Here is a 21,607-nt window from a genome sequence, read left to right as displayed (position 1 = left end):
CACGACGGCGCGCCGCTACCGCGGTAGCCGCCCTCGCGTCGGCCACCGTTGCCGTACTCGGGCTCCAGATCCCCACCGCCGTCTCCGCCGCGGCCGCCCCGTCGCACCGGGCGGACGTGGTCAGGCAGTGCGGCGCCGCCAAGCCGGGGGAGTTCTCCTGCTTCGCGCTGCGCCGCACCGACACCCCGGCGAAGACCGGCCTCCAGCCGCACGCCGCCACCCCCGACGGCTTCGGCCCCGGCGACCTGCAGAGCGCGTACTCGCTGCCCGCCGACGGCGGCGCCGGCCAGACGGTGGCCATCGTGGACGCCTACGACGACCCCAGCGCCGAGGCCGACCTCGCGCTGTACCGGCAGCAGTTCGGCCTGCCGGAGTGCACCGCGGCCAGCGGCTGCTTCCAGAAGGTGGACCAGCGCGGCGGCACCGACTACCCCGACCCCGACCCGGACTGGTCCGGCGAGATCTCGCTCGACGTGGACATGGTCTCGGCGGCGGCCCCCAACGCCCACATCCTGCTGGTCGAGGCCGACTCGGCCAACTTCGAGGACCTGGGCGCCGCGGTGGACGAGGCGGTGGCGCTCGGCGCCAAGTACGTCTCCAACTCGTACGGCACCGCCTACGACAGCACGCCCGGCAGCGGCGAGGACCCGTCCGAGGCCACCAGCATGGACCCGTACTACAACCACCCGGGGGTGGCGGTGGTCGCCTCCTCCGGTGACGACGGCTACGGCGTCAGCTACCCGGCGGTCTCGCCCTACGTGACCTCCGTCGGCGGCACCGCGCTGGCCCGTGACACCGGCTCCGACCGCGGCTGGAGCGAGTCGGTGTGGAACAACTCCTTCGGCGGCCCCGGCTCCGGCTGCTCGGTCTACGAGCCCAAGCCGGCCTTCCAGACCGACACCACCTGCGACAAGCGGGCCATCACCGATGTCTCCGCGGTGGCCGACCCGCTGACCGGTGTGGCGGTCTACCAGACCTACGGCGGCAACGGCTGGTCCGTCTACGGCGGCACCAGCGCCTCCTCGCCGCTGATCGCGGGCGTCTACGCGTCGGCCGGCACGCCGACCGCGGGCACCTACCCCAACTCGTACCCGTACGCGCAGAAGAGCGCGTTCAACGACGTGACGACCGGCAACAACGGCACCTGCACGCCGGCCGCGCTGTGCACCGCGGGACCCGGCTACGACGGTCCGACCGGCCTCGGCACGCCCAACGGCCTCGCCGCCTTCCGCAGCGGCCCGCACGGCGTGCTCAGCGGCAAGGTCACCGACCACGCCACCGGCGCGGCGATCCCCGGCGCGAAGGTGAAGGCAGGCGACTACTCGGCCACCGCCGACGCGACCGGCGCCTACAAGCTGGACATCCCGCCGGGCAGCTACGACCTGACCGCGAGCGCCTACGGCTACGCCGACGGCACCGCGGCCGGCGTGGTACTCGCCGACGGCGCCACCGTCACCACCTCCTTCGCACTTGACGCCGTACCCACCAGGAAGGTGACCGGCAAGGTCGCCGACGGCTCGGGCCACGGGTGGCCGCTGTACGCCAAGATCACCGTGGACGGCGTGCCCGGCGGACCGGTCTTCACCGACCCGGCCACCGGCACCTACAACCTGACGCTGCCGCAGGGCAGCAGCTACACCCTGCATGTGGCCGCCAACTACCCCGGCTACCACACGGTTGACAAGACCGTGCAGGTGGCGGCGGCCGACCAGACGGTGAACGTGGCGGTGCCGGTGGACGCGGAGGCCGGGCAGGCGCCCGGTTACACCGTCCATCTGGACGGCGCCACCGAGCCGTTCGACAGCACCACCGCCCCGCCCGCCGGCTGGACCGTGGCGAACGCCGACGGCACCACCGGCGGCTGGACGTTCGACGACCCGGGCGCCCGCGGCAACCGCACCGGCGGCAGCGGCGGCTTCGCGATCATCGACAGCGACAACCTCGGCCAGGACCTGGACCAGGACACCTCGCTGCTGTCGCCGTCCTACGACCTGACCGGTGTCACCGACCCGATCCTCGGCTTCGACACCGACTACAAGGCCTTCAGCAACTCCACCGCCGACGTGGACGCCTCCATCGACGGCGGCACCACCTGGACCAACGTCTGGGAGCAGACCACCGACTCCGTCACCGGCCCCGACCACGTCAACCTGCCGCTGACCGCCTACGCGGGCAAGAGCGACGTCAAGCTGCGCTTCCACTACACCGGCAGCTGGGCATACTGGTGGCAGCTCGACAACGTCTTCGTCGGCAAGCGCACCTACGACCCGGTGCCCGGCGGGCTGATCGTCGGCAACGTCTCCGACGCCAACACCGGCGCCGGCATCAACGGGGCCACCGTCACCAGCACCGACTCGCCCGAGGACCACGCCACCACCGCGGCGACGCCGGACGACCCGAACCTGGCCGACGGCTTCTACTGGACGTTCTCGCACCTCACCGGCAAGCACCCGGTGTCCGCGGCGGCCTCGAAGTACGGCACGGCGAGCGCCGTGGCGAACATCCCGGCCGACGGCACGGCCAGCCGTGATCTCAGCCTGAAGGCCGGGCAGTTGAAGGTCACCCCGGCCTCCATCGCCAAGACCGTGGCCTGGGGCGGCAAGGCCACCCAGACGGTCACCGTCAAGAACACCGGCACCGCGCCGGCCACGTTGACCGTGGGGGAGAACCCCGGCGGAGTCGTGGTGCAGAAGGCCGGCGCCCCGCTCAACCTGGTCAAGGGGCACTTCTCGCCGCTGTCGCTGAGCGCGCACGGCGCGAAGTCCGGGGCCAAGTCGGCCGCGGGCAAGGCCACCACGAACGCGGCCCCGTCCGCGCAGGGTACGGCCGGCACCGCCTGGCAGCCGGTTCCCGACCTGCCGGTGGCCACCGGTGACAACGCGGTCGCCAGCTACCAGGGCACCGTCTACTCCGCGTTCGGCTTCACCGGCACCGTCGACACCAGCGACCTGTACTCCTACACCGCCGACAGCGGTGCCTGGACGAAGCTGGCCTCGGCCGCCGACACCCGTGAGGCCCCGGCGCACGGGATCATCGGCGGCAAGTTCTACGCGGCCGGCGGCTGGGGAGCCGGCGGCGACCCGGACGCCAAGCTGGAGGTCTACGACATCGCCTCCAACACCTGGAGCACCGGTGCCGACGACCCGAAGCCGTACGCGGGCTCCGGCAGCGCGGTACTGAACGGCAAGCTCTACGCCGTCGGCGGCTGCACCGCCACCGCCTGCGGCAACACCGACGTCACCGCCTACGACCCGGCCACCGACAGCTGGACCTCGGCTGCCGCCTACCCGGAGCCGGTGGCCTGGGAGGCCTGCGGCGCCGTCAGCGGCAAGCTCTACTGCTCCGGTGGCACCACCGACGACGGCTCGCTGACCAGCGCGTACGTCTACGACCCCGGGACGGACTCCTGGTCGCCGATCGCGGACCAGCCGACCGACGCCTGGGGCGCGGCGTACACCTCGGCCAACGGCCTGCTGCTGGTCAAGGGCGGTGCCATCAACGCCGGCGCCGCGCTGACCAACCAGACCTGGGCCTACCAGCCCAACGACAACACCTGGACCGCGCTGCCCAACGCCAACGCCTCGCTCTACCGCGGCGGTGGCGGCACCGGCTTCTACGCGGTCGGCGGGCTCGCCGGACAGGTCCCGGACAAGACCGCCGAGCTGCTGCCCGGCTACGACCAGCCCGACACGACCGATGTGACCTGGCTGGCCGAGAGCACGGACAAGGTCACGGTGAACCCGGGCAAGAGCGCCACCTTCACGGTGACGCTCGACGCCTCGGCCCCGGAGATCAGCCAACCGGGCACGTACACCGCCCAGTTGAGCCTGGGAAGTGACACGCCCTACCAGATCCCGGCGGTCGGCGTCTCGCTGACCGTCAAGCCGCCGGCCACCTGGGGCAAGATCACCGGCACCGTCACGTCCGCCGCCGGGCCGCTGGCCGGTGCGACCGTCCAGATCAACACCTGGGCGACGCACTACACGCTCAAGACGACCGCGGACGGCAGCTACGCGCTGTGGCTCGACGTCCGCAACAACCCGCTCCAGCTCATCGTCGCCAAGGACGGCTACCAGCCGACGGCGACGAGCGTGAAGATCAAGAAGGGGGCCACCACGACCAGCGACTTCACCCTGCTCAAGGACTGACGGTTCAACTGAGGGGCCCCGCCCGCCGGTTCGAAGCCGGCGGGCGGGGCCCCTCGGCCGTGGCGGCCCCGGGCAGTGCTTGCTGTTCGTACTACGAACTATTATGGTTCGCAGTACGAATGACAATGTCACGCACTGAGGGGCGAACACCATGGGTCGAACCGTCGCGGTCATCGGCGGAGGTTACGGCGGCGCAGCCGTCGCCAAGGCGCTGGACGCGGACACCGACGTCGTGCTCATCGAGCCGAAGGACGCGTTCGTGCACGCGGCCGGGTCGCTGCGCGCGCTGGTCCAGCCCGACTGGGCCGGAAACATCTTCTTCCGGTACGACAACCTGCTCGCCCGCGGCCGGGTGGTACGAGAACGTGCCGTCGCCCTGGACGACGGCGGTGTCACCCTCGCCTCCGGCGCGCGGGTGGACGCGGACTACGTGGTGCTGGCCACCGGGTCCGACTACCCCTTCCCGGCCAAGACCGAGACCGACGTCGCCGCCGAGGCGCTGGAGAGGCTGCGGGTCGCACACAAGGAGCTCGCGAGCGCCCCGCGGGTGCTGATCACCGGCGCAGGGCCGGTCGGCCTGGAGCTGTCGGGGGAGATCAAGGCGGTGTGGCCGGACAAGACGGTGACCGTCGTCGACCCGGCGAACGAGCTGCTCCCCGGCTTCGCACCGGAAGTACGGGCCGACCTGCACCGGCAGCTCGACGCGATCGGCGTCGACCTGCGGCTCGGCGCCGCGCCGGCCGAACTCCCGCCGACCGCCCCCGGCCGGGCCGGAACCTTCACCGTGCCGCTGTCCACCGGCGGCGACCTCACCGCCGACATCTGGTTCCGCTGCCACGGCGTGCGGGTCAACACCGGCTACCTCGGTTCGCTGCACGAGCAGGCGCGCTCGCCGCAGGGCCGGATACGGGTGACCGAAGCACTCCAGGTCCGGGGCTACGAGCGGATGTACGCGATCGGTGACGTCACCGATGTCGCCGAGGCCAAGATGGCCGGATACGCGATGCGGCACGCGGCGGTCGTCGCGGAGAACATCATCGCCCAGGTGCGCGGCGGCCAGCCGACCGCCGTCTACCGGCCCTCGCCCGTCCCGTCGATGCTGCTGCCGCTCGGGCCGAGCGGCGGGGTCGGCCAGGTGCCGGGGGAGGACGGCGCGGCGTCCGTGCTGCCGGCGGCGGCTGTGGCGGAGTACAAGGGCGTTGACCTGTTCGTGGGGCGCTTCGTCGAACTGTTCGGCACGGGCGAGGGGTGACCGGGGCGCGCCGAGGGGTCCGGCTGGGCCGGGCGACCTGGTGGCCCCTCAGCGGTGAGCCGGCGCCTCGTCCACGTCGAGGAAGACCACCGGTACCTCGTTGTCGGTCACGACCCGGCTCAGCAGCCCGGCGAGCACGACCCGGTCGGCCTCGGCCAGGCCGGCCGGCAGCTGCTCCACCCGCCGGCAGGTCTCGGCGAAGAAGGCGTCCACGAGCGTGTCGCCCTCCTCGGTGAGGGCGACCCGCACCGCACGCTTGTCCTCCGGGTCGGGCTCGCGCCGCACCAGGCCGCGCTGGGTGGTGCGGTCGACCAGCCCGGTGAGGCTGGACTTCGCCAGCCCCAGAATCCCGCCGAGTTCGCTCATCCCGTACGGCTGCGGCATCAGCACGCAGAGCAACTGGCCCTGCTGGGCGGTCAGTCCGTACTCCCGGGCGGTCTCGGCATACACCGCGTTCACCAGGAAGGCGGAACGCACCAGCGCGGTGACGACACCCATCCGCTCATCCACGGCCTTACCCATTCGGCCAGAATACGGCAAAGGAATCAGCTGCGATGCATGACAGAAGCCCGGAGAAAAAGGCTCTGTTCGGGGTCGGTATCGGAAACGCGATCGGGACGACCGCGGAGGCGGTGCGGCTCGCCGTCCAGGCCGACCGGGACGGGCTCGACCTCTTCTCGCTCTCCGACCACCCCTACTACGGCGGCCGGCTGGACGCGTACGCGGCCGTCGGCTTCGCCCTCGGCGCCACCACGCGGATCAGCGGGCTGGTCAACGTCACCAACCTGCCGAGCCGGCCGGCCCCGATGCTGGCGCGCACGGTGACGTCGCTGTCGGCGCTCTCCGGCGGGCGGATCGTGCTGGGGATGGGGGCCGGGGGCCTGTGGGACGACATCGTGAAGCTCGGCGCGCCCCGGCTCGGGCCCGGCGCCGCCGTACGGGCCTTCGAGGAGGCGATCACGCTGGTCAGGGAGCTGTCAGACGGCGGTGAACCAGTCACCTTCGAGGGCGAGTTCTACCAGGTGACCGACCTGGAACCGGCGCCCGTCCCGGCCGCGTCGGTCTGGACCGGCTCCAACGGCCCCAAGTCGCTCGCCGCCACCGGACGGGTCGCCGACGGCTGGATCCCCGGCCGCGCCGCGGACTGGCTGAGCCCGCGCTACCGCAGCTCGCGCCCGCTGATCGACGCGGCGGCGGCGGAGGCGGGCCGCGACCCCGGCGACATCGTCACCGTCTACAACTTCCCCGGCGCGATCACGCCCGCGCCGCTGCCCGCGACCCGCGACCGCGACGGCCGCTGGATCGGCGGCTCGGTGGACCAGTGGGCCGACGAACTGGCCCTGGCCGTCAGCGAACACGGTGCCGCCGGCTTCATCCACTTCCCCGTCGGTGACACCGCCGTCGAGACCCAACTCGCCCGCTGGGCACAGGAAGTCGTCCCGGCGGTCCGCGCCCGCCTCAACGAGTAGCGGAGCGGGGCGGGTTGAGGTGGCCGCCGGGTCAATCGCGCCTGGCGGCGCCGCTGATCCACAGCGTGCGGTTCCCCGCGATCAGCACCCGGCCGGTGGACAGCGTCAGCAGCGCCTGGCCCGGCGCGTCGTCGCAGTCGAGCTCGCCGCGCTGCCAGCCGGTCGCGGCGCCGCTGCCGAGCCAGACCATCCCGCAGAACGTCACGAGCTTCTTGTGCGCGTTGCTCGGCACCGTCAGCCTGCCGAGCAGCACCGGCCGGCCGCCCGCGTCCAGGGTCGCCGCCATGATCGCGCCGCTGCCCATCGCCTTGGTGTCGGTCCTGGCCCAGTGGACGCCGTCCCGGCTGGTGAACATCAGCGGCATGTCGGTGCGCTCGGCCCCGGCGTGGTAGCCGCCGACCGCGAACCAGATGCCGCCGGCGTGGAGGACGCCGTTGAACCGGGTGCCCGCCGGCACCCCGTCCAGCGTCGTGACCGTCCAGTGGCTGCCGCCGTCGGCGCTGTGCCAGATCGGGACGCTGCCGGTGGGGGCGTCGTCGAAGGCGTTGGTCGCGGCGGCGCCGGCCGCCACCACCTGGTTGCCGTCGGCCGCCATCGGGCCCATCGGGGAGGTGGGTTGGGCGCCGTTCGCCGTCGGGAGTGGCACCCGCCGTACGGTACGGCCCGCGTCGTCCGACGCCATCAGGAACGGCGACTCGACCTGGTTCAGGTACTCGCCGCCGCTGATCAGCAGCCGGTCGCCGACCCGTATCGCGTCGTCGGCCTGGCCCTGGTCGGCGGTCTCCGCGCCCTCGGAGCCGACCGGCTGCGGCAGCTTGAGGTCCGCGAGGTCCTGGTAGTCGCCCTGCGCATCGCGCCGGATGACACGGGTGCCGACCACCAGCAGCGAGCCGTCGGGCCACGGCACCGCCGCCACCCCCGGCACGCCGCCGCCCATCCAGCCGCCGGTCTGCGACGGAGGACCCTCCGGCCGGTCGTCGCTGCCGCTGCCCGGCGCCGGGTTGATCGACAGCCGGGTGCAGGACGCGTTCCCGGTCCAGTTGGCGGTCACATCGCGGTAGCCGTTGCGGTACGTGCCGATGCCCAGCGCGCACGAGCCGAGCGGCGCCAGCACCCGCAGCCCCATGCCGGCCGGTACGTAGTCGTCGACGGCCGGCCACTGCACCGCGCTCTTGTACCGGGTGAAGCCCAGCTTCGACGCGCTCGGGCCGCCCGCGCCCGGCGGCCGGTCGGTGCCGCAGCCCGCGAGGGCCGCGACGAACAGTACGAGCACCGATACCGCGGCCGTGCCGCCCCGCCGACGAAGGTTCACCCGATGAGCCTACGGTCGGAAGACCGCTGGTCCCGGCCGCCGAGAGGTGACCGTGACCGGCTTGGTACCCCCTTCGATATCCGCCGCGGAAGCGGAGCTGCGGCCTCCGGCCGGGACCGGTTCAGCCGGCCGCGGCCAGCGTGTCGAGCAGCCGGGTCAGCGAGCCGCCCAGACCCCACCGGGCGGCCAGCTCCTCCAGCACCTCGGGGTCGGCCGGCTCGGCGGGCAGCGCCGGGTCGAAGTCCGGCAGCGGCACGTCCGTCGCCACCCGCACGACCTTCGGAGCCACGTCCAGATACGCCGACGCCGCCTCGATGTTCCTGCGGCGGGCCGGGGTGAGCTTGGACATCGGGTCCGCGCTCGCCGCGCGCACCCCGGCCAGGTCGCCGTACTCGGTGACGAGCTGCGCGGCGGTCTTCTCGCCGATGCCCTTCACGCCCGGCAGCCCGTCGCTCGGGTCACCGCGCAGCGCCGCGAAGTCGGCGTACTGGTCGGCCCGCACGCCGTAGCGGTCCGCGATGGCCGCCTCGTCGATGAGGTCGCAGTCGCCCACGCCCTTGCGCGGGTAGAGCACCCGCACGCCCCGGGCGTCGTCCACCAGCTGGAACAGGTCGCGGTCGCCGGTGACGATCGCCACCGGGGTGCGGGCCGCGGTGGCCAGGGTGCCGATCACGTCGTCGGCCTCGTAACCGGGCGCGCCCAGCCGGGTGATGCCGATCGCGTCGAGCACCGCCTCGATGACCGGCACCTGCGGCGACAGCGTGTCCGGCACGACCTCCGTGTCCGGCTCGCCCACCGCGCCGGGCGGGGCCTCCTCGGCGACCCGGTGCGCCTTGTACGACGGGATCAGGTCCACCCGCCACTGCGGGCGCCAGTCCGCGTCCATACAGGCCACCAGCGCGGTAGGGGAGTGGTCGGCGACCAGCCGGGAGATGAAGTCGAGCAGCCCGCGGACCGCGTTGACCGGCGTGCCGTCCGGCGCGCGCACGGTGTCCGGCACGCCGAAGTAGGCGCGGAAGTAGAGGCTCGCGGTGTCGAGCAGCAGCAGCCTGCCGCCGGGCGTCTGATCGGTCACGGCGCCAGCATGGCACGCCGCACCGACAGCGGGGGGTTGCGGCGGGGCGGACGCTGAGGCGGGCGGTCCGCCCGGCGGCTACGGGTGGAGGGCGGTCGGTCAGGCGCTACGGCGGCGCGGGCGGTCCGCCGGGCGCTACGGCGGGCGCGCGCGTTGTGGCGGGCGGACGGTCCGCCGGGCTCTCCGCCGGGCGTTGCGGCGGGGAGGGCGGTCCGCCGGGGGCGCGCGTTGTGGCGGGGCGGCCCGGTTCACGCCGCGAGCCCTCCGCCCCTGGGCTCACTCGGGCCGCGGCAGCAGCAGCGCCGCCGCCGCGATGGCCAGCGCGAGGCCGGCCGCGATCAGGAACACCAGGTCGTAGCCGGCGGCGAGGGCGTCCGCCGGGCTCCCGTGTGCGTGCCGCGCCGTCCTGGCGCCGGCGGCCGTCGCGAGGGCGGCGAGGCCGAGCGATCCGCCCAGTTGGCTCGCGGTGTTGGCCACACCGCCGATGATCCCCGTGTCGCCCTCGGGAACCCCGGCGGTCGCCGCGGCGATCAGGGTCGGGAAGGCCAGCCCGATGCCGGCCGCGACGAGCAGCGTCGGCCCGAGGACGCCGGTGAGGTAGCCGCTGCCCCCGTCCGCCTGCGCGAGCCAGCCGAAGCCGGCCACGAAGCAGCCGCAGCCGCCCAGCACCAGTGGACGTACCCCGGTCCGCGGCAGCAGCGCGGCGGTCCCGCGCGCGACGGCCAGGAACGCCACCGCGGCGGGCGTCTGCCCGAGCCCGGCCCGCAGCGCGCCGTACCCGAGGACGTCCTGCAGGAACAGCGAGCTGAAGTACCACATCGCGATCGCGATCCCGCCGAACAGCAGCAGCATGACGTTGCCGACGGCCACCCCGCGGATGCCGAACAACCGCAGCGGCAGCAGGGGTTGGGCGGCACGCGCCTCCACCGTCGTGAAGGCGGCGAGCAGCAGCAGGCCCGCCGCGACCGGTCCGGCCACCGGCAGCGAGGCCCAGCCGTGGTCGGTACTCCGCATGACCCCGTAGATCAGCGCGGCCAGGCCGCCGGTCCCGGTGAGGGCGCCGGCGAGGTCCAGCGACGCCCGGCCCTTCGCGGGAGCGCCGGACAGCGCGCGCAGGGCCACCGCGATCAGCACCGCGCCGACCGGCACGTTGACCAGGAAGACCCAGCGCCAGGACAGCCCGCTGGTGAGGGCGCCGCCGGCCACCGCGCCCGCCATGCCGCCGACCCCGCCCGCGGCGGACCAGGCGCCGAACGCCCTTGCCCTGGCCGGGCCTTCGGGGAAGCCGGTGTTGACCACGGCCAGTGTCGCCGGGGCCAGCATGGCCGCTCCCACGCCCTGGACGACCCGGGCCGACACCAGGACTGCCGGCGCGGTCGCCAGCCCGCCGGCCAGGCTCGCGGCGGAGAACAGGAACAGCCCGCCGGCCAGCATCAGCCGCGGCCCGAACAGGTCGGCGGCCCGCCCGCCGAGCAGCATGAGGCCGGCGAACGTGAGCAGGTAGCCGTTCACCACCCAGGCCAGGCCGGCGGGCCCGAAACCGAGGTCGCGGTCGATCGAGGGCAGGGCGACGTTCACGATGGACGCGTCGAGGATGACCATGAACTGGCAGGCGCACGCCAGCACCAGGACCATCAGGGCGGGGTCGCTTCCTGCTTCCGCCTGGCCGCGGGCCGGCGCGTCCGCGGTGGGTTGTGACGCCATGTGCGCCTCCCGGTCGTCGGGTAAGATTAGTTACGCGCATAATGTTATGCGCGTAATTAATCCGTCAAGGAGGGCTCCGTGGACTTCGAACAGGCCGACGCACTCAACCAGGCCGTCCGCCTGCTCAGCCTGCGGCACCGCGCCAGGACGGCGGCGCTGCTGGCCCCGCTCGGCCTGCACCCCGGCCAGGAGGCGCTGCTGCTCGAACTCGCCAGGACCGGCCCGAGGATCCAGGCCCAGCTCAGCGAGGCGCTCGGCTGCGAGCCGCCCAGCGTCACGCTCATGGCCCGCAAGCTCGAAGCGGCCGGCCACATCCGCCGCACTCCCGACCCGTCCGACAAGCGCGCCAGCGTCGTCGAACTCACCGACAGCGGGGCGGAGTTGACCGACCGGGTCAAGGACCTGTGGTGCGCTCTCGCGGAGGAGACCGTGGCCGGCCTGCCCGCCGCGACGGTGGCTGAACTGCCCGGCCTGCTCGGGACCTTGACCGGCAATGTGGACACCAGGCGAGGCCGGCAGCCGGGCGGCGGCCGCGAGGACGCGTAAGGCGCACCTGTTTCGGCGCCGCTCCGCCACCGCTTCGACGGGCAGCGGGGCCGGCGGCCCTACGGTGGGACGGTGAGCAACCAACCGCCCGACCGTCCGCACGGCCGCCGACCCGTCCGCCGGGTGGTGTCCCTGGTGCCGTCGCTGACCGAGGCCGTCGCCGTCAGCGCGCCCGGGCTGCTGGTCGGCGCCACCGACTGGTGCACCCGTCCCGCCGGGCTCGACGTCCGGCGGATCGGCGGCACCAAGAACCCGGACGTGGCCGCGATCACCGCGCTCGCCCCCGACCTCGTGATCGCCAACGAGGAGGAGAACCGCGCCCCCGACCTGGCCGCGCTGCGGGCCGCCGGGCTGACCGTCCTGGTCACCGAAGTACGGTCGCTGCCACAGGCGTTCGGCGAGCTGCGGCGGGTGCTGGTCGACGGCTGCGGGCTGGACCGTCCCGGCTGGCTCGACGCGGCGGAGGCCGCCTGGCGGGAGGTCCCGCAGACCGCCCCCGGACGGCTGCGGGCCGTGGTCCCGATCTGGCGCCGCCCCTGGATGGTGCTCGGCAGCGACACCTTCGCGGGTGACCTGCTGTCCAGGTTCGGCGTGGACAACCACTACGCCGGCCACCCCGAGCGCTACCCCCGGGTGCCGCTCGACGAACTGCTCCAGGCCGGTGCCGATCTCGTCGTCCTGCCCGACGAGCCGTACCGCTTCACCGCGGAGGACGGCCCGGAGGCGTTCCCCGGCCTACCGGCCGCACTGGTCGACGGCCGGTACCTGACCTGGTACGGGCCGTCGCTGGCGGAGGCACCGGCGGAGCTGGCCCGGGCGCTGCGGGCGGCAGTGGGCTGAGGCCGGCGGCCACGCCCGGTTGCCCGGGCCGGCCGGACTCAGGCCGGGTGCACGCGCGCGGCGGCCCGCAGGGCGGCGGTCACGCCGGGTCGGCCGGGTTGATCGCGTCCAGGGCGGCCATCTCCTCGGCGGTCAGCCGGAGCGCGCCCGCCGCCACGTTGTCCACCAGGTGGTCGGGATCGCCGGTGCCCGGTATGGCCAGCACGTGCGGGCCCTGCTGGAGCGTCCAGGCCAGCCGGACCTGGGCCGGGGACACCCCGTGCGCCCGGGCGGCGGCCAGCACCTCCGGGCGTTCCGGACCACTCGGGCCCGTCTCCCGTCCGGCCCCGGCGATCGAGAAGTACGGCACGAACGCGATGTCCAGCTCGCCGCACTCGCGCAGCAGCGCCGCCCGCCGCCGGGCCTCGATGCCGAACATGCTCTGCACGCAGACCACCGGCGCGATGGCCCGCGCCTCCGCGAGCTGCGCCGAGTCGACGGCGGCCACGCCGAGGTGCCGGATCAGCCCCGCCTCCCGCAGTTCGGCGAGCGCCCCGAAGTGCTCGGAGATCGGCCCGGGGCCGCCGGCCCGCAGGTTCACCACGTCGAGGTGATCGCGGCCGAGCTGCCGCAGGTTCTCCTCGACCTGGCCGCGCAGTTGCTCCGGCGCCGCCCACAGCCACTCGCCCGAAGGGTCCCGGCCGGGCCCGACTTTCGTGACGATCACCAGATCCGCCGGATAGGGTGCGAGCGCCCGGTTGATCAGCTCGTTGGCCGAACGCAGCGACGAGAAGTAGAACGCGGCCGTGTCGATGTGATTGACGCCGAGTTCGCGCACCGCGCGCCTGAGTACGGTGATCGAGCGCTCGCGGTCGCTCGGCGTGCCGAGGTCGAACGCCGCGCTGCCGGTCAGCCGCATCGCGCCCAGGCCGATCCGGTTCACCGCCAGATCGCCGAGCCGCCGGCTGCCCGCGGTCGCTGCCGTGATCGTCCCTGCCGTCATGGGCAATTCCCCCTTTTTCGCCCGCACCGGCTCCGGGTCGGCCGGCGTGCGGGAGACCGGATTATGCGGTGCCCGCCGAGGTGCCGGAAAGGCCCCGGCCGGGCGGTGAATATCACGGTGAATTCCGGAATTCCGTGACTGCCGGGCGAGTTGGAATTGGTGCGGGGAAGCGGCGCGGAGGGGGCGCGCGGGTGCGCTGAGCGCGCCGTGACCGCCCTGTGACCGCCGCCCTTACGGGATTCTCATGCTGGGGCCATAGGGTGACCGCCGTGACGACGACGACCCCGCCCGGCTGGTACAAAGAACCCGGGCACACAGGCAATGGCCCGGCGATGGAACGCTGGTGGGACGGCAGCGCGTGGACCGAGTACACCAGGACCGCGCCGGTTCCCGAGGGGCAGCCGGTCCAGGCCGTCCAGGGTGCCCCGATGGGATATCCCGGGTATCCGGGGGTCCCCGGGCAGCCCGGCTTCCCGCCCGGACCGGGTCGGCGCACCTCGCGCGCCGCGGTCGTCTGGATCGTGGTCGCGGTGCTGGTCGTCGCCGGCGCGATCACCGGCTTCGTGCTGTGGGACAACGGCAACAGCAGCAGCGACGCCAAGTCGCCGTCGCCGCACCCCACGTCCTCCTCCTCGGCGCCCGAGCGCGGGCAGGGCCCCGGCGGCGGCGAATCGCCCGCGCCGAACGACCCGCAGGATCCGCAGGCCCCGCAGGGCGACGGCAGCACCGCGATCGACGGGTTCGACGGCATCAGCCTGCCGGTGCTCAGCGGCTGGAAGGGTGAGACGTCCGCGACCGGGGTCGGCGCCGATGTGACCATCGACCAGTACCCCTGCCCCGGTGACGCCACCAAGGCATGTGTACGCGGCGGGGTCTTCGCCCAACCCGCCCAGTTGGTGAAGCTCACCGCCACCGACCCGGAGGCCGGCGCCAAGGCGGACATCGCGCCGAACGCGGCCGACTCGTACAGCACGTCCATCTACGGCAAGACCACCTCGCACCAGCAGCTGCTGTCGCAGGCCGTGAAGGTCGCCGGACAGAACGGCTACCTGGTGCGGTGGAAGGTCGCCACCGCCTCCGGCACCAGCGGGTACGTCGAGTCGCTGGTGTTCACGTCGCCGCACAACCCGAAGCAGCTCATCGTGGTGCGCTTCGGGTTCGACATCGGCGGCAAGGCGCCCGATGTCGGGCTGATCGACCAGATCACCAAGGGCATCAAGTCCGTCCCGGTCACCAGCAATGGCACGTCCGGCGGTTCGGACGGCAGCACCGGCGGCGCGGGCGTCTGAGGTTCTTGCGGGTTGACGTTGCCGGGCGCGGTGGTCGAGCGCCCGGCAACGGGTTTCTGCGGCGGGGTGGCGGCCCGGACGGACGGGGGAGCGGGGTCAGAGGAAGGTCTTGCCCTCGCCGCGGTACGTCGGCACCACGGCGGTCACCCGGTCGCCCTCCACCAGCTGCAACTCCGCGAAGCGCTCGCACAGTTCGCCCGCCTTGGCGTGCCGGAACCACACCTTGTCGCCGATCAGCAGGTCGTCGGCCGGTGAGCCGATCAGCGGGGTCTGCACCTCGCCCGGGCCCTCCTGCGGGTCATAGCGCAGCCCCTCCGGCAGATACGGCACCGGCAGCCGGTCGGGCCCGGCCGCGCCGGAGGCCGGGTAGCCGCCGCCGAGCACCGTGACGACGCCGACACCGGGGCGGCGCACCACCGGCTGCGCGAACAGTGCGGCGGGGCGGCCGTGGAAGGACGTGTAGTTGTCGAACAGCCGCGGCACGTAGAGGCCCGAGCCGGCGGCGATCTCGGTGACGGCGTCCTCCGCGGCGGTCTGCTGCACGCTGCCGGTGCCGCCGCCGTTGACGAACTCCAGGTCGGGCACGACCGCCCGCACCGCGCGTACGGCCTCCGCGCGCCGGGCCGCCAACTCCTTGCGGGCCGCCGACTGCATCAGCCTTATGCTCAGCGACCGCAGCGGGCGGCCGGCCAACGCGTCGCCGACGCCCGCGACATGGCCCTCGTAGGCCATGATCCCGACCAGCCGGAAACCGGGCCTGGTGGCGATCGTGCGGGCCAGCGCGGCCAGTTGCTCCGGGTCGTGCAGCGGGGAGCGGAGCGCGCCGAACCGCACCCGCCCGGCGAACTTGCGCAGGCTGGTGTCGAGTTCGAGGCACACCCGGATGGTCTCGGTGCCGGAGCCGCGGGCGGCGTCGATCAGGTCGAGTTGGGCGACGTCGTCCACCATCACGGCGACGGCACGGGCCAGTTTCGGGTCGGCGGCCAGCTCGGCGTACGCCTCGCGGTCGGCGGAGGGATAGGCGAGCAGCACGTCGTCGAACCCGGTGCGGGCCAGCCACAGCGACTCGGCCATCGTGAACGACATGATCCCGGCGAACCCCGGCCGGGCCAGGGCGCGTTCGAGCAGCGCCCGGCAGCGCACGGACTTCGAGGCCACCCGCACCGGCTTGCCGCCCGCGCGGCGCACCAGATCGGCGGCGTTGGCGTCGAACGCCTCCAGATCCACGATCGCCACGGGGGCCTCGAGATGAGCGGTGGCCCGGTCGTACCGGACCCGGTCGGCAGCGCGCTGGGACATGCCCGCAGCTTGCCAGACCACCCCTACCGAACGGTAGCCCCGCGCTCCCGGCCCGCTGGGAGACCGCCCGCGCTCTACCCCGTAGAGTGACGCGCAAGCCGAGAGCGGTTGCAGGCACAGGTCACGAGGGGGCGCCGGGTGAGCACCGGAGTGGAAAACGGAGAACCCCCCCAAACTCCGTTCCCCACCCTCCACCCGAGATCATCCGCTTCCGCCCGGCTCCCGGAGAGAGAGCTCTCCGACGACGGCGAGAGGCCCGAGACGCGGCGGTCCGCGGCGGGCGAGGGCTTCGCTTCGCGGGGTGTCGGCGATGAGCCTGAGGTGCACCGGTCCGGTGCCGGAGATGCGGTTGGGGCCGGGCGGTCCGCCGCGGGCGAGGGTTTTGACGTGCGGCGGCCTGCTGCTGGCGGCGGGTTTCGGGCAGGACGGCCCGCTGCGGGGGAGGGCTCTGAGGCGCAGCGGCCCGTTGCTGGCGGTGGGTTTGGGACGCAGGGGTCAGCGGCTGGCGAGGGCTTCGCTTCGCGGGGTGTCGGCGATGGGCCTGAGGTGCGGCGGCCTGCGGCCGGGGGCGCGGTTGGGGCCGAGCGGCCCGCTACGGGCGAGGGTTTTGAGGCGCAGCGGCCTGCTGCTGGTGGCGGGTTCGAGGGGCGGCAGCCCACCGATGGTGAGGGTTTCGGGTCGCGGTCGCCTGGCGCTGGCGAGGGGTTCGAGGGGCAGCCGTCCGCCGCGGGCAATGGGTTTGGAGCACAGGCGCCTGGTGTCGGCGAGGGCTTCGAGGCGCGGCGGCCCGCCGCCGGAGGGGCGTTTGGGGTAGGGCGGCCCGTCGCCGGCGAGGGTTCCGGGGCCCACGCGCCTAGCGGTCGTGGGGGTGTGGCGTCGGAGCGTACGAGCACGCAGCCGCTCGGCGGGAGTCCGGCGGAGCCGTGGCCGTCGCCCCGGGCGCCTCGTCCTGCTGGTGACACCGCCCCATCGGCGCCGAACGCGCGTCCGTTTCGCGCGGCAGCCGCCGCTGCGGAGGACTCGGCGCAGCCTGCTCGCCCGGTTCCGGCGCCTCCCGCTGAGGGACCCCTTCCTCCGCCGGAGGCTGCTGCTCGGGTCGTTCCTCCGCCGCCACCGCCCACGCCTCCGCGCCCGGCGGCCCCGCCGCCGTCGGCTCGGCCGGGCACGGCCAACGCGGCCCGCACCGCGCCCCCTTCGTCGCCGCCATTGCCTGGGTCGCCACCGTTCCCCGGCGCCGGTCGCCCGTCAGGACCGGGGACTCGGCCGAGTGGGGCGCGCACAGACAGTGGCCAGCCGCCAGACCCGACAACCTTCCCGCCACCGCCGGCCGGTCCGCCGCCCTCGGCTTCGCCCGGCACGGGCGGCGGCAATTCCGCCGTGCCGCCGCGGCCGACTGCCCCGCCGCCTTCCGCACGGCCGGGCACGAGTCGTCCGGCGTCGCCGAAGACACGGCCGACCACCGCTGCCGCTGGTTCTACAAGTGCGCCCGCCGCCGGCGATACCCGCTTCGCTGAGCCACCGCCGCCGGTACCGCCGCGGGTACCGCCCGTCGTTGGCGATGCCCGGCCCTCGCAGCCGCCATCGTCCGCGCGGGCGACGTTCGCCGGGCACGTCGGCGACACCGTTCCTGCTGTCGCGGGCAGCGGCACGTCCACCGTGCCGCCACGGCCTACCGTCCCGCCGCCTTCCGCGCGGCCCGGGACGAGCCGACCGGCGGAGTCGGCCGGGCCGCCGCCGCCCACCGTTCTGCCGCCCGCGCCGGAGGCCGGGTTCTCGCGCAGTGCCGCCGCTGAGCCTTCGCCGTCGGGCCTCGGTGGGCCGTCGCCCACCGTTCTGCCGCATTCCGCGCCGGAGCCCGTGGCCGCTGAGCCTTTGCCGGCCGGCCTCGGCGGGCCGGCGCCCGCTGCCGGGCGGGTCGGGCATCGGGGGATCGCTGCCGGGCGGGTGGGGGCCGCGCTCTGTGTTGTGCTGGGGCTCGGGCTCATCGGTGGGGCCACCGCCGGGGCCGTGATCACGCATGGGGCGCGGGCTGCCAAGCCTGTGGTCAGCGGGAGTGTGGGGGCCTTCGCCAGTGCGCGGCAGGTGTGGCACAGCGTGCCGGTGGACTCGCTCTTCCCGCCCGTCGTACGGGCGGCCGGCGCCGGGCCGGGGGGTGCGGACCGGACCTGGACGCGGATCGGGGTGGCGCCGCCGGCCGGCTGCACCGGGGCGTTCGATCCGCTGCTGCAAGGTGTGCTCGCCCCGGCGGGCTGCGCACGCCTGCTGCGCGCCACGTACCTGGACAGCACCTCCACCAGCGTGACGACCGTCGGCCTGCTCGTCACCGCCACCGACGCGGTCGGCATGAAAGCGCTCAGCCAGCGCTGGACCAAGGAGTCACTCGGCAACCGCGCCGACCTCGTCCCCCTCCCCGTCGCGGTCCCGCACACCCTCGCCGCCGGCTTCGGGCCCAAGCAGCGCGGCAGTTGGGACGTGCACGTCTCCGCCGACCTGCCCTTCGTCGTCTACGCGGTGAGCGGCTTCGCCGACGGCCGGGCCGTCGCCACCCCGCAGTCCGCCGCCCAGGCCACCGCGCCGGGCGCGACCAGCGCCCCCGCCCAGGCCGGCCTCGGCAACGACGCCGCCGGCCTCGCCTCCGCCGTGGACAACCGCCTGCACGGCACCGTCAGCACGTTCCTGCGGCCGACCGCGTCGCCGGGTGCCTCGCCGACCGCGACGGAGAAGTCCCGATGACCCGCCCCCGTCCCACCACGGCCCGCCCGCGTCCCACCAGCACCCGCAGCGCCCGCCGGCTGCTCACCACCCTCGCCGCCGGCACCGCCGCCTTCCTGCTCGGCACCGCCCCCGCCTCCGCGGACTACGTCCGTGACACCGACTGGGCGCTGAGCGCCCTGCACGCCGACTCCGCCTGGCGGACCAGCCAGGGCGCGGGCGTCGTCGTCGCCGTGCTCGACACCGGCGTGGACGGCACCCACCCCGACCTCACCGGGCAGGTGCTGCCGGGCAAGGACATGATCGGCTTCGGCGCCGAGCGCGGCGACTCCTCCTGGGCCAAGCACGGCACCGGGATGGCCGCGATCATCGCGGGCCACGGGCACGGCCCCGGCGACAGCGACGGCGTCATGGGCATCGCCCCCAAGGCCCGGATCCTGCCGGTCCGGGTGATCCTGGAGGAGAAGGACCCGCAGCGGGCCAAGGCCAGGACGAGCAAGGGCGACGCGCTGCCGCAGGGCATCCGGTGGGCCGCCGACCACGGCGCCGACGTCATCAACCTCTCCCTCGGCGACGACAGTTCCACCGCGGCCCCGGTCGCCGCCGAGGACGACGCGATCCAGTACGCGCTGAGCAAGGGCGTGGTCGTCGTCGCCTCCGCGGGCAACGGGGGCCTGGAGGCGGATCGTTCCTCCTACCCCGCCGCCTACCCGGGCGTGATCTCGGTCGCCGCCGTCAACAAGAAGGGCGCGCACTCACCCTTCTCCACCCGCCGCTGGTACACCTCCGTCTCCGCGCCGGGCGACGACGTGGTGATCGCCGACCCCGACCGCACCTACTACAGCGGCTGGGGCACCAGCGCCGCGTCCGCGTACACGTCGGGCACCGCCGCCCTGGTCAAGTCGGTCAACCCCGGGCTCAGCCCCACCCAGGTCAAGCAGATCCTGCAGACCACCACCCGGGACCGGCCGCGCGGCGGGCGCAGCGACGAGCTGGGCACCGGCCTGATCGACCCGGCCGCCGCGGTGGCCGCCGCGAAGAAGACGAAGCCGGCGCCCATCGCACCGGCCGCCGCCAGCTACCCGCACCGCTACTTCGGCACCGGACCCGACCCCGCGCCCAAGCCGCAGGCCGGCTCGCAGGTGCTCGGCGACGGGGTGGCCGCCGCCTTCGCCGCGGGCGGCGCCGTCCTGGTGCTTGCCGCAGGACTGCTGTGGTTCAGGACCAGGCGCCGGGCGGCGGCCCGGCCGGCCGACCCGGGCGCCGCCGCGGATAGGCTGCCCGGGTGGCACTGAAGAACATCCCTGACCCCGGTTTCTCCGCCGACGACGGCACCGCCGACCCGGCCCTGGCCGCCGCACTGGCCGGCTACGCCCGGGACCGCGGCACCGAGCCCGCGGTGCTCGACGCGCTGCACGGCGCCCGGCTGCTGGTGCCGGTGGTCGCGGTGCTCGGCGAGGCCGAGACCGGCGAGGACGGGCTGCGCCGGGAGAAGAGCAGCGACATGGCGGTGCCCACCATCCAGGCGCCGGACGGTCGGCGCGCACTGCCCGCGTTCACCTCCACCGAGGCGCTGGCCCGCTGGCGGCCGGACGCGCGGCCGGTCGCCGTACCGCTGCCGCAGGCCCTCCAGGCGCTCGCGCACGAGGGCGCCGACACGCTGCTGATCGATCTCGCCGGCCCGGTCACGTACGAGCTGACCGGCTCCGCGCTGCGGGCCGCCGCCCTCGGCCCGGACCGGGTCGCACCGCTGGACGACCCGGCGGTCCGCGAGGCGCTGCGGGAGGCGGTGGCCGCCGAGCCCGGCGTCGTACGGGCCCACCTCACGCCTGGCGCCGGCAGCGACGGCACCCTCGGCCTGGTGCTCGCCCCGGACGCCGACCCGGCACTGACCGGCCGCGGCATCGCCGACGCGCTCGCCGGCAACGAGGTGCTGCGGGCCGCCCTGGTGCAGGGCCTCGACCTCGCGCTGCTGCCGCCGGGCGCCGCGCTGCCGGGCGAACCGCTCTTCGTGCGCTGAGGCTCGCCGCCACTGCAAGGCCCCCCTCGAAGCCTTGCCCAAAGGTGCCCGAGATGTGGCCTTCACCCCAAAGCATCACAATTGGCGGTGCAGGTTGATCATCACGAGGAGGTCCGAATGGACAGCCAAGCTCCGCATGACACGCGAACCGTCGCGGGAACCCTCGCCCAAGTCGACATGCGAACGGTGATCTGCGAATTCCTCGGCACGCTCCTGCTGGTCTTCTTCGCCGTGGGCGCGGCCGTCCTGTCCGGGGAGTACATCGGCGCCCTTGGCATCGCGCTCGCTTTCGGCTTCGTGCTGCTGGCGCTCGCCTACGCGCTGGGGCCGATATCCGGCTGCCACATCAACCCGGCGGTCACCCTCGGGATGCTGGTCGCCCGGCGGATCTCGGTGCGGCGCGCGGTCGAGTACTGGGTCGCGCAGTTCGCCGGCGCCATCGTCGGCGCCGCACTGCTCTTCCTGATCGCCAAGCAGGTGCCGGGCCTGAAGACGCACGGCGCCTTCGGCACCAACGGCTACGGCACCAGGTCCGCGGTCGGCATCAACATCTTCGGCGCGTTCGTCGCCGAGGTGATCCTGACCTTCCTGCTGGTCTTCGTGGTGCTCGCGGTGACCCACCGGATCGCCGTGGTGGGCTTCGACGGCCTACCGATCGGCCTCGCGCTGGCCGTGATCCACCTGATCGGCATCCCGCTCACCGGTACTTCGGTGAACCCGGCCCGCAGCCTGGCCCCGGCGCTGTTCGCCGGCAGCCCGGCGCTCACCCAGCTGTGGCTGTTCATCGTGGCCCCGCTGATCGGCGGCGCGCTGGCCGCGGTGGTGCACCAGGTGACCCACCCGGCGCTGAGCGCGCTGAAGAGCGCACGCGCCGCGGCGGTGGAGGCGGAGGCGGCGGCCGACGAGACCTAGCAGCGGCCGACGAGACCTGGCGGTACGAGGAGATCTGGCGTCGGACG

General features: G+C 74.2%; 16 protein-coding genes. 10 read left to right on the top strand and 6 right to left on the bottom strand.

The genetic code is table 11. The features are described 5' to 3' along the window. Nucleotides 1-68: 68 nt before the first annotated feature. The gene (locus ACQPW6_RS05005; protein WP_433894425.1) at nt 69-4,148 is read left to right on the top strand and encodes a carboxypeptidase regulatory-like domain-containing protein; all 4,080 of its coding nucleotides are present in this window, start codon (nt 69-71) and stop codon (nt 4,146-4,148) included. A 151-nt stretch (nt 4,149-4,299) separates the two neighbouring features. Further along, nucleotides 4,300-5,400, top strand: a complete 1,101-nt coding sequence (locus ACQPW6_RS05000) for an NAD(P)/FAD-dependent oxidoreductase (RefSeq protein ID WP_433888306.1) — start codon at nt 4,300-4,302, stop codon at nt 5,398-5,400. Between the two features lie 48 nt (nt 5,401-5,448). On the opposite strand, the gene ACQPW6_RS04995 is transcribed toward ACQPW6_RS05000, so the two are convergent. After that, a complete protein-coding gene (locus tag ACQPW6_RS04995; protein ID WP_433894424.1) occupies nt 5,449-5,898 on the bottom strand; it encodes a MarR family winged helix-turn-helix transcriptional regulator in 450 nt (149 codons plus the stop codon). A 56-nt stretch (nt 5,899-5,954) separates the two neighbouring features. Between ACQPW6_RS04995 and ACQPW6_RS04990 the strand changes: the two genes are divergently transcribed. Then, nucleotides 5,955-6,869 (top strand): LLM class flavin-dependent oxidoreductase, encoded by a 915-nt coding sequence (locus ACQPW6_RS04990; protein ID WP_433888305.1) that lies wholly within the window; start codon nt 5,955-5,957, stop codon nt 6,867-6,869. 31 nt (nt 6,870-6,900) lie between these two features. Here the strand turns inward: ACQPW6_RS04990 and ACQPW6_RS04985 are convergent, their stop codons facing one another. From ACQPW6_RS04985 to ACQPW6_RS04975, 3 genes are all read right to left on the bottom strand, one after another. Next, entirely contained in the window at nt 6,901-8,181 is a 1,281-nt protein-coding gene (locus ACQPW6_RS04985) for a hypothetical protein (protein ID WP_433888304.1), read from the bottom strand. Nucleotides 8,182-8,302: 121 nt separating this feature from the next. Continuing rightward, nucleotides 8,303-9,226 carry a 5'-3' exonuclease gene (locus ACQPW6_RS04980; RefSeq protein WP_433894423.1) on the bottom strand — a complete coding sequence of 308 codons (924 nt, stop codon included), beginning with the start codon at nt 9,224-9,226 and terminating at the stop codon, nt 8,303-8,305. A gap of 306 nt (nt 9,227-9,532) precedes the next feature. Continuing rightward, a complete protein-coding gene (locus ACQPW6_RS04975) occupies nt 9,533-10,960 on the bottom strand; it encodes an MFS transporter (RefSeq protein WP_433888303.1) in 1,428 nt (475 codons plus the stop codon). Between the two features lie 78 nt (nt 10,961-11,038). On the opposite strand from ACQPW6_RS04975, the gene ACQPW6_RS04970 reads away from it, so the two are divergent. Together ACQPW6_RS04970 and ACQPW6_RS04965 are read left to right on the top strand one after the other, a co-directional pair. Then, entirely contained in the window at nt 11,039-11,506 is a 468-nt protein-coding gene (locus ACQPW6_RS04970) for a MarR family winged helix-turn-helix transcriptional regulator (RefSeq protein WP_433888302.1), read from the top strand. 72 nt (nt 11,507-11,578) lie between these two features. Beyond that, on the top strand, nt 11,579-12,346 hold the full coding sequence (locus tag ACQPW6_RS04965) for a helical backbone metal receptor (protein ID WP_433888301.1): 768 nt from the start codon (nt 11,579-11,581) through the stop codon (nt 12,344-12,346). A 79-nt stretch (nt 12,347-12,425) separates the two neighbouring features. On the opposite strand, the gene ACQPW6_RS04960 is transcribed toward ACQPW6_RS04965, so the two are convergent. After that, the gene (locus ACQPW6_RS04960) at nt 12,426-13,328 is read right to left on the bottom strand and encodes an aldo/keto reductase (protein WP_433888300.1); all 903 of its coding nucleotides are present in this window, start codon (nt 13,326-13,328) and stop codon (nt 12,426-12,428) included. Nucleotides 13,329-13,597: 269 nt separating this feature from the next. Between ACQPW6_RS04960 and ACQPW6_RS04955 the strand changes: the two genes are divergently transcribed. Beyond that, nucleotides 13,598-14,617, top strand: a complete 1,020-nt coding sequence (locus tag ACQPW6_RS04955; protein ID WP_433888299.1) for a DUF2510 domain-containing protein — start codon at nt 13,598-13,600, stop codon at nt 14,615-14,617. Nucleotides 14,618-14,713: 96 nt separating this feature from the next. Here the strand turns inward: ACQPW6_RS04955 and ACQPW6_RS04950 are convergent, their stop codons facing one another. After that, entirely contained in the window at nt 14,714-15,916 is a 1,203-nt protein-coding gene (locus ACQPW6_RS04950; RefSeq protein ID WP_433888298.1) for an amino acid deaminase/aldolase, read from the bottom strand. A gap of 2,094 nt (nt 15,917-18,010) precedes the next feature. Between ACQPW6_RS04950 and ACQPW6_RS04945 the strand changes: the two genes are divergently transcribed. The 4 genes from ACQPW6_RS04945 to ACQPW6_RS04930 all read left to right on the top strand — a co-directional run bounded on the left by ACQPW6_RS04945 (nt 18,011) and on the right by ACQPW6_RS04930 (nt 21,560). Further along, nucleotides 18,011-18,649 (top strand): hypothetical protein, encoded by a 639-nt coding sequence (locus tag ACQPW6_RS04945; protein WP_433888297.1) that lies wholly within the window; start codon nt 18,011-18,013, stop codon nt 18,647-18,649. Further along, entirely contained in the window at nt 18,646-19,923 is a 1,278-nt protein-coding gene (mycP, locus tag ACQPW6_RS04940) for a type VII secretion-associated serine protease mycosin (RefSeq protein ID WP_433888296.1), read from the top strand. The genes ACQPW6_RS04945 and mycP overlap by 4 nt, the downstream gene beginning before the upstream one ends. After that, a complete protein-coding gene (locus ACQPW6_RS04935; RefSeq protein WP_433888295.1) occupies nt 19,914-20,648 on the top strand; it encodes an SseB family protein in 735 nt (244 codons plus the stop codon). The genes mycP and ACQPW6_RS04935 overlap by 10 nt, the downstream gene beginning before the upstream one ends. Before the next feature lie 177 nt (nt 20,649-20,825). Further along, nucleotides 20,826-21,560, top strand: coding sequence for an MIP family channel protein (locus ACQPW6_RS04930; protein WP_433894422.1), 735 nt, complete (start codon nt 20,826-20,828; stop codon nt 21,558-21,560). The last annotated feature ends 47 nt before the right edge of the window (nt 21,561-21,607 follow it).

The organism is Streptomyces sp. CA-111067 (genome assembly GCF_050956065.1).
Lineage (GTDB): Bacteria > Actinomycetota > Actinomycetes > Streptomycetales > Streptomycetaceae > Actinacidiphila.
The sequence above is the reverse complement of the archived record's forward strand: the minus strand, read 5'-3'. Positions and strand labels throughout refer to the sequence as shown.

Bases quoted from the DNA above. Each gene is read 5' to 3' on its own strand.
- ACQPW6_RS04990 (WP_433888305.1), top strand. From the start codon at position 5,955: ATGCATGACAGAAGCCCGGAGAAAAAGGCTCTGTTCGGGGTCGGTATC.
- ACQPW6_RS04950 (WP_433888298.1), bottom strand. From the start codon at position 15,916: ATGTCCCAGCGCGCTGCCGACCGGGTCCGGTACGACCGGGCCACCGCT.
- ACQPW6_RS04930 (WP_433894422.1), top strand. From the start codon at position 20,826: ATGCGAACGGTGATCTGCGAATTCCTCGGCACGCTCCTGCTGGTCTTC.
- ACQPW6_RS04975 (WP_433888303.1), bottom strand. From the start codon at position 10,960: ATGGCGTCACAACCCACCGCGGACGCGCCGGCCCGCGGCCAGGCGGAA.
- ACQPW6_RS04960 (WP_433888300.1), bottom strand. From the start codon at position 13,328: ATGACGGCAGGGACGATCACGGCAGCGACCGCGGGCAGCCGGCGGCTC.
- ACQPW6_RS04995 (WP_433894424.1), bottom strand. From the start codon at position 5,898: ATGGGTGTCGTCACCGCGCTGGTGCGTTCCGCCTTCCTGGTGAACGCG.
- ACQPW6_RS05000 (WP_433888306.1), top strand. From the start codon at position 4,300: ATGGGTCGAACCGTCGCGGTCATCGGCGGAGGTTACGGCGGCGCAGCC.
- mycP (WP_433888296.1), top strand. From the start codon at position 18,646: ATGACCCGCCCCCGTCCCACCACGGCCCGCCCGCGTCCCACCAGCACC.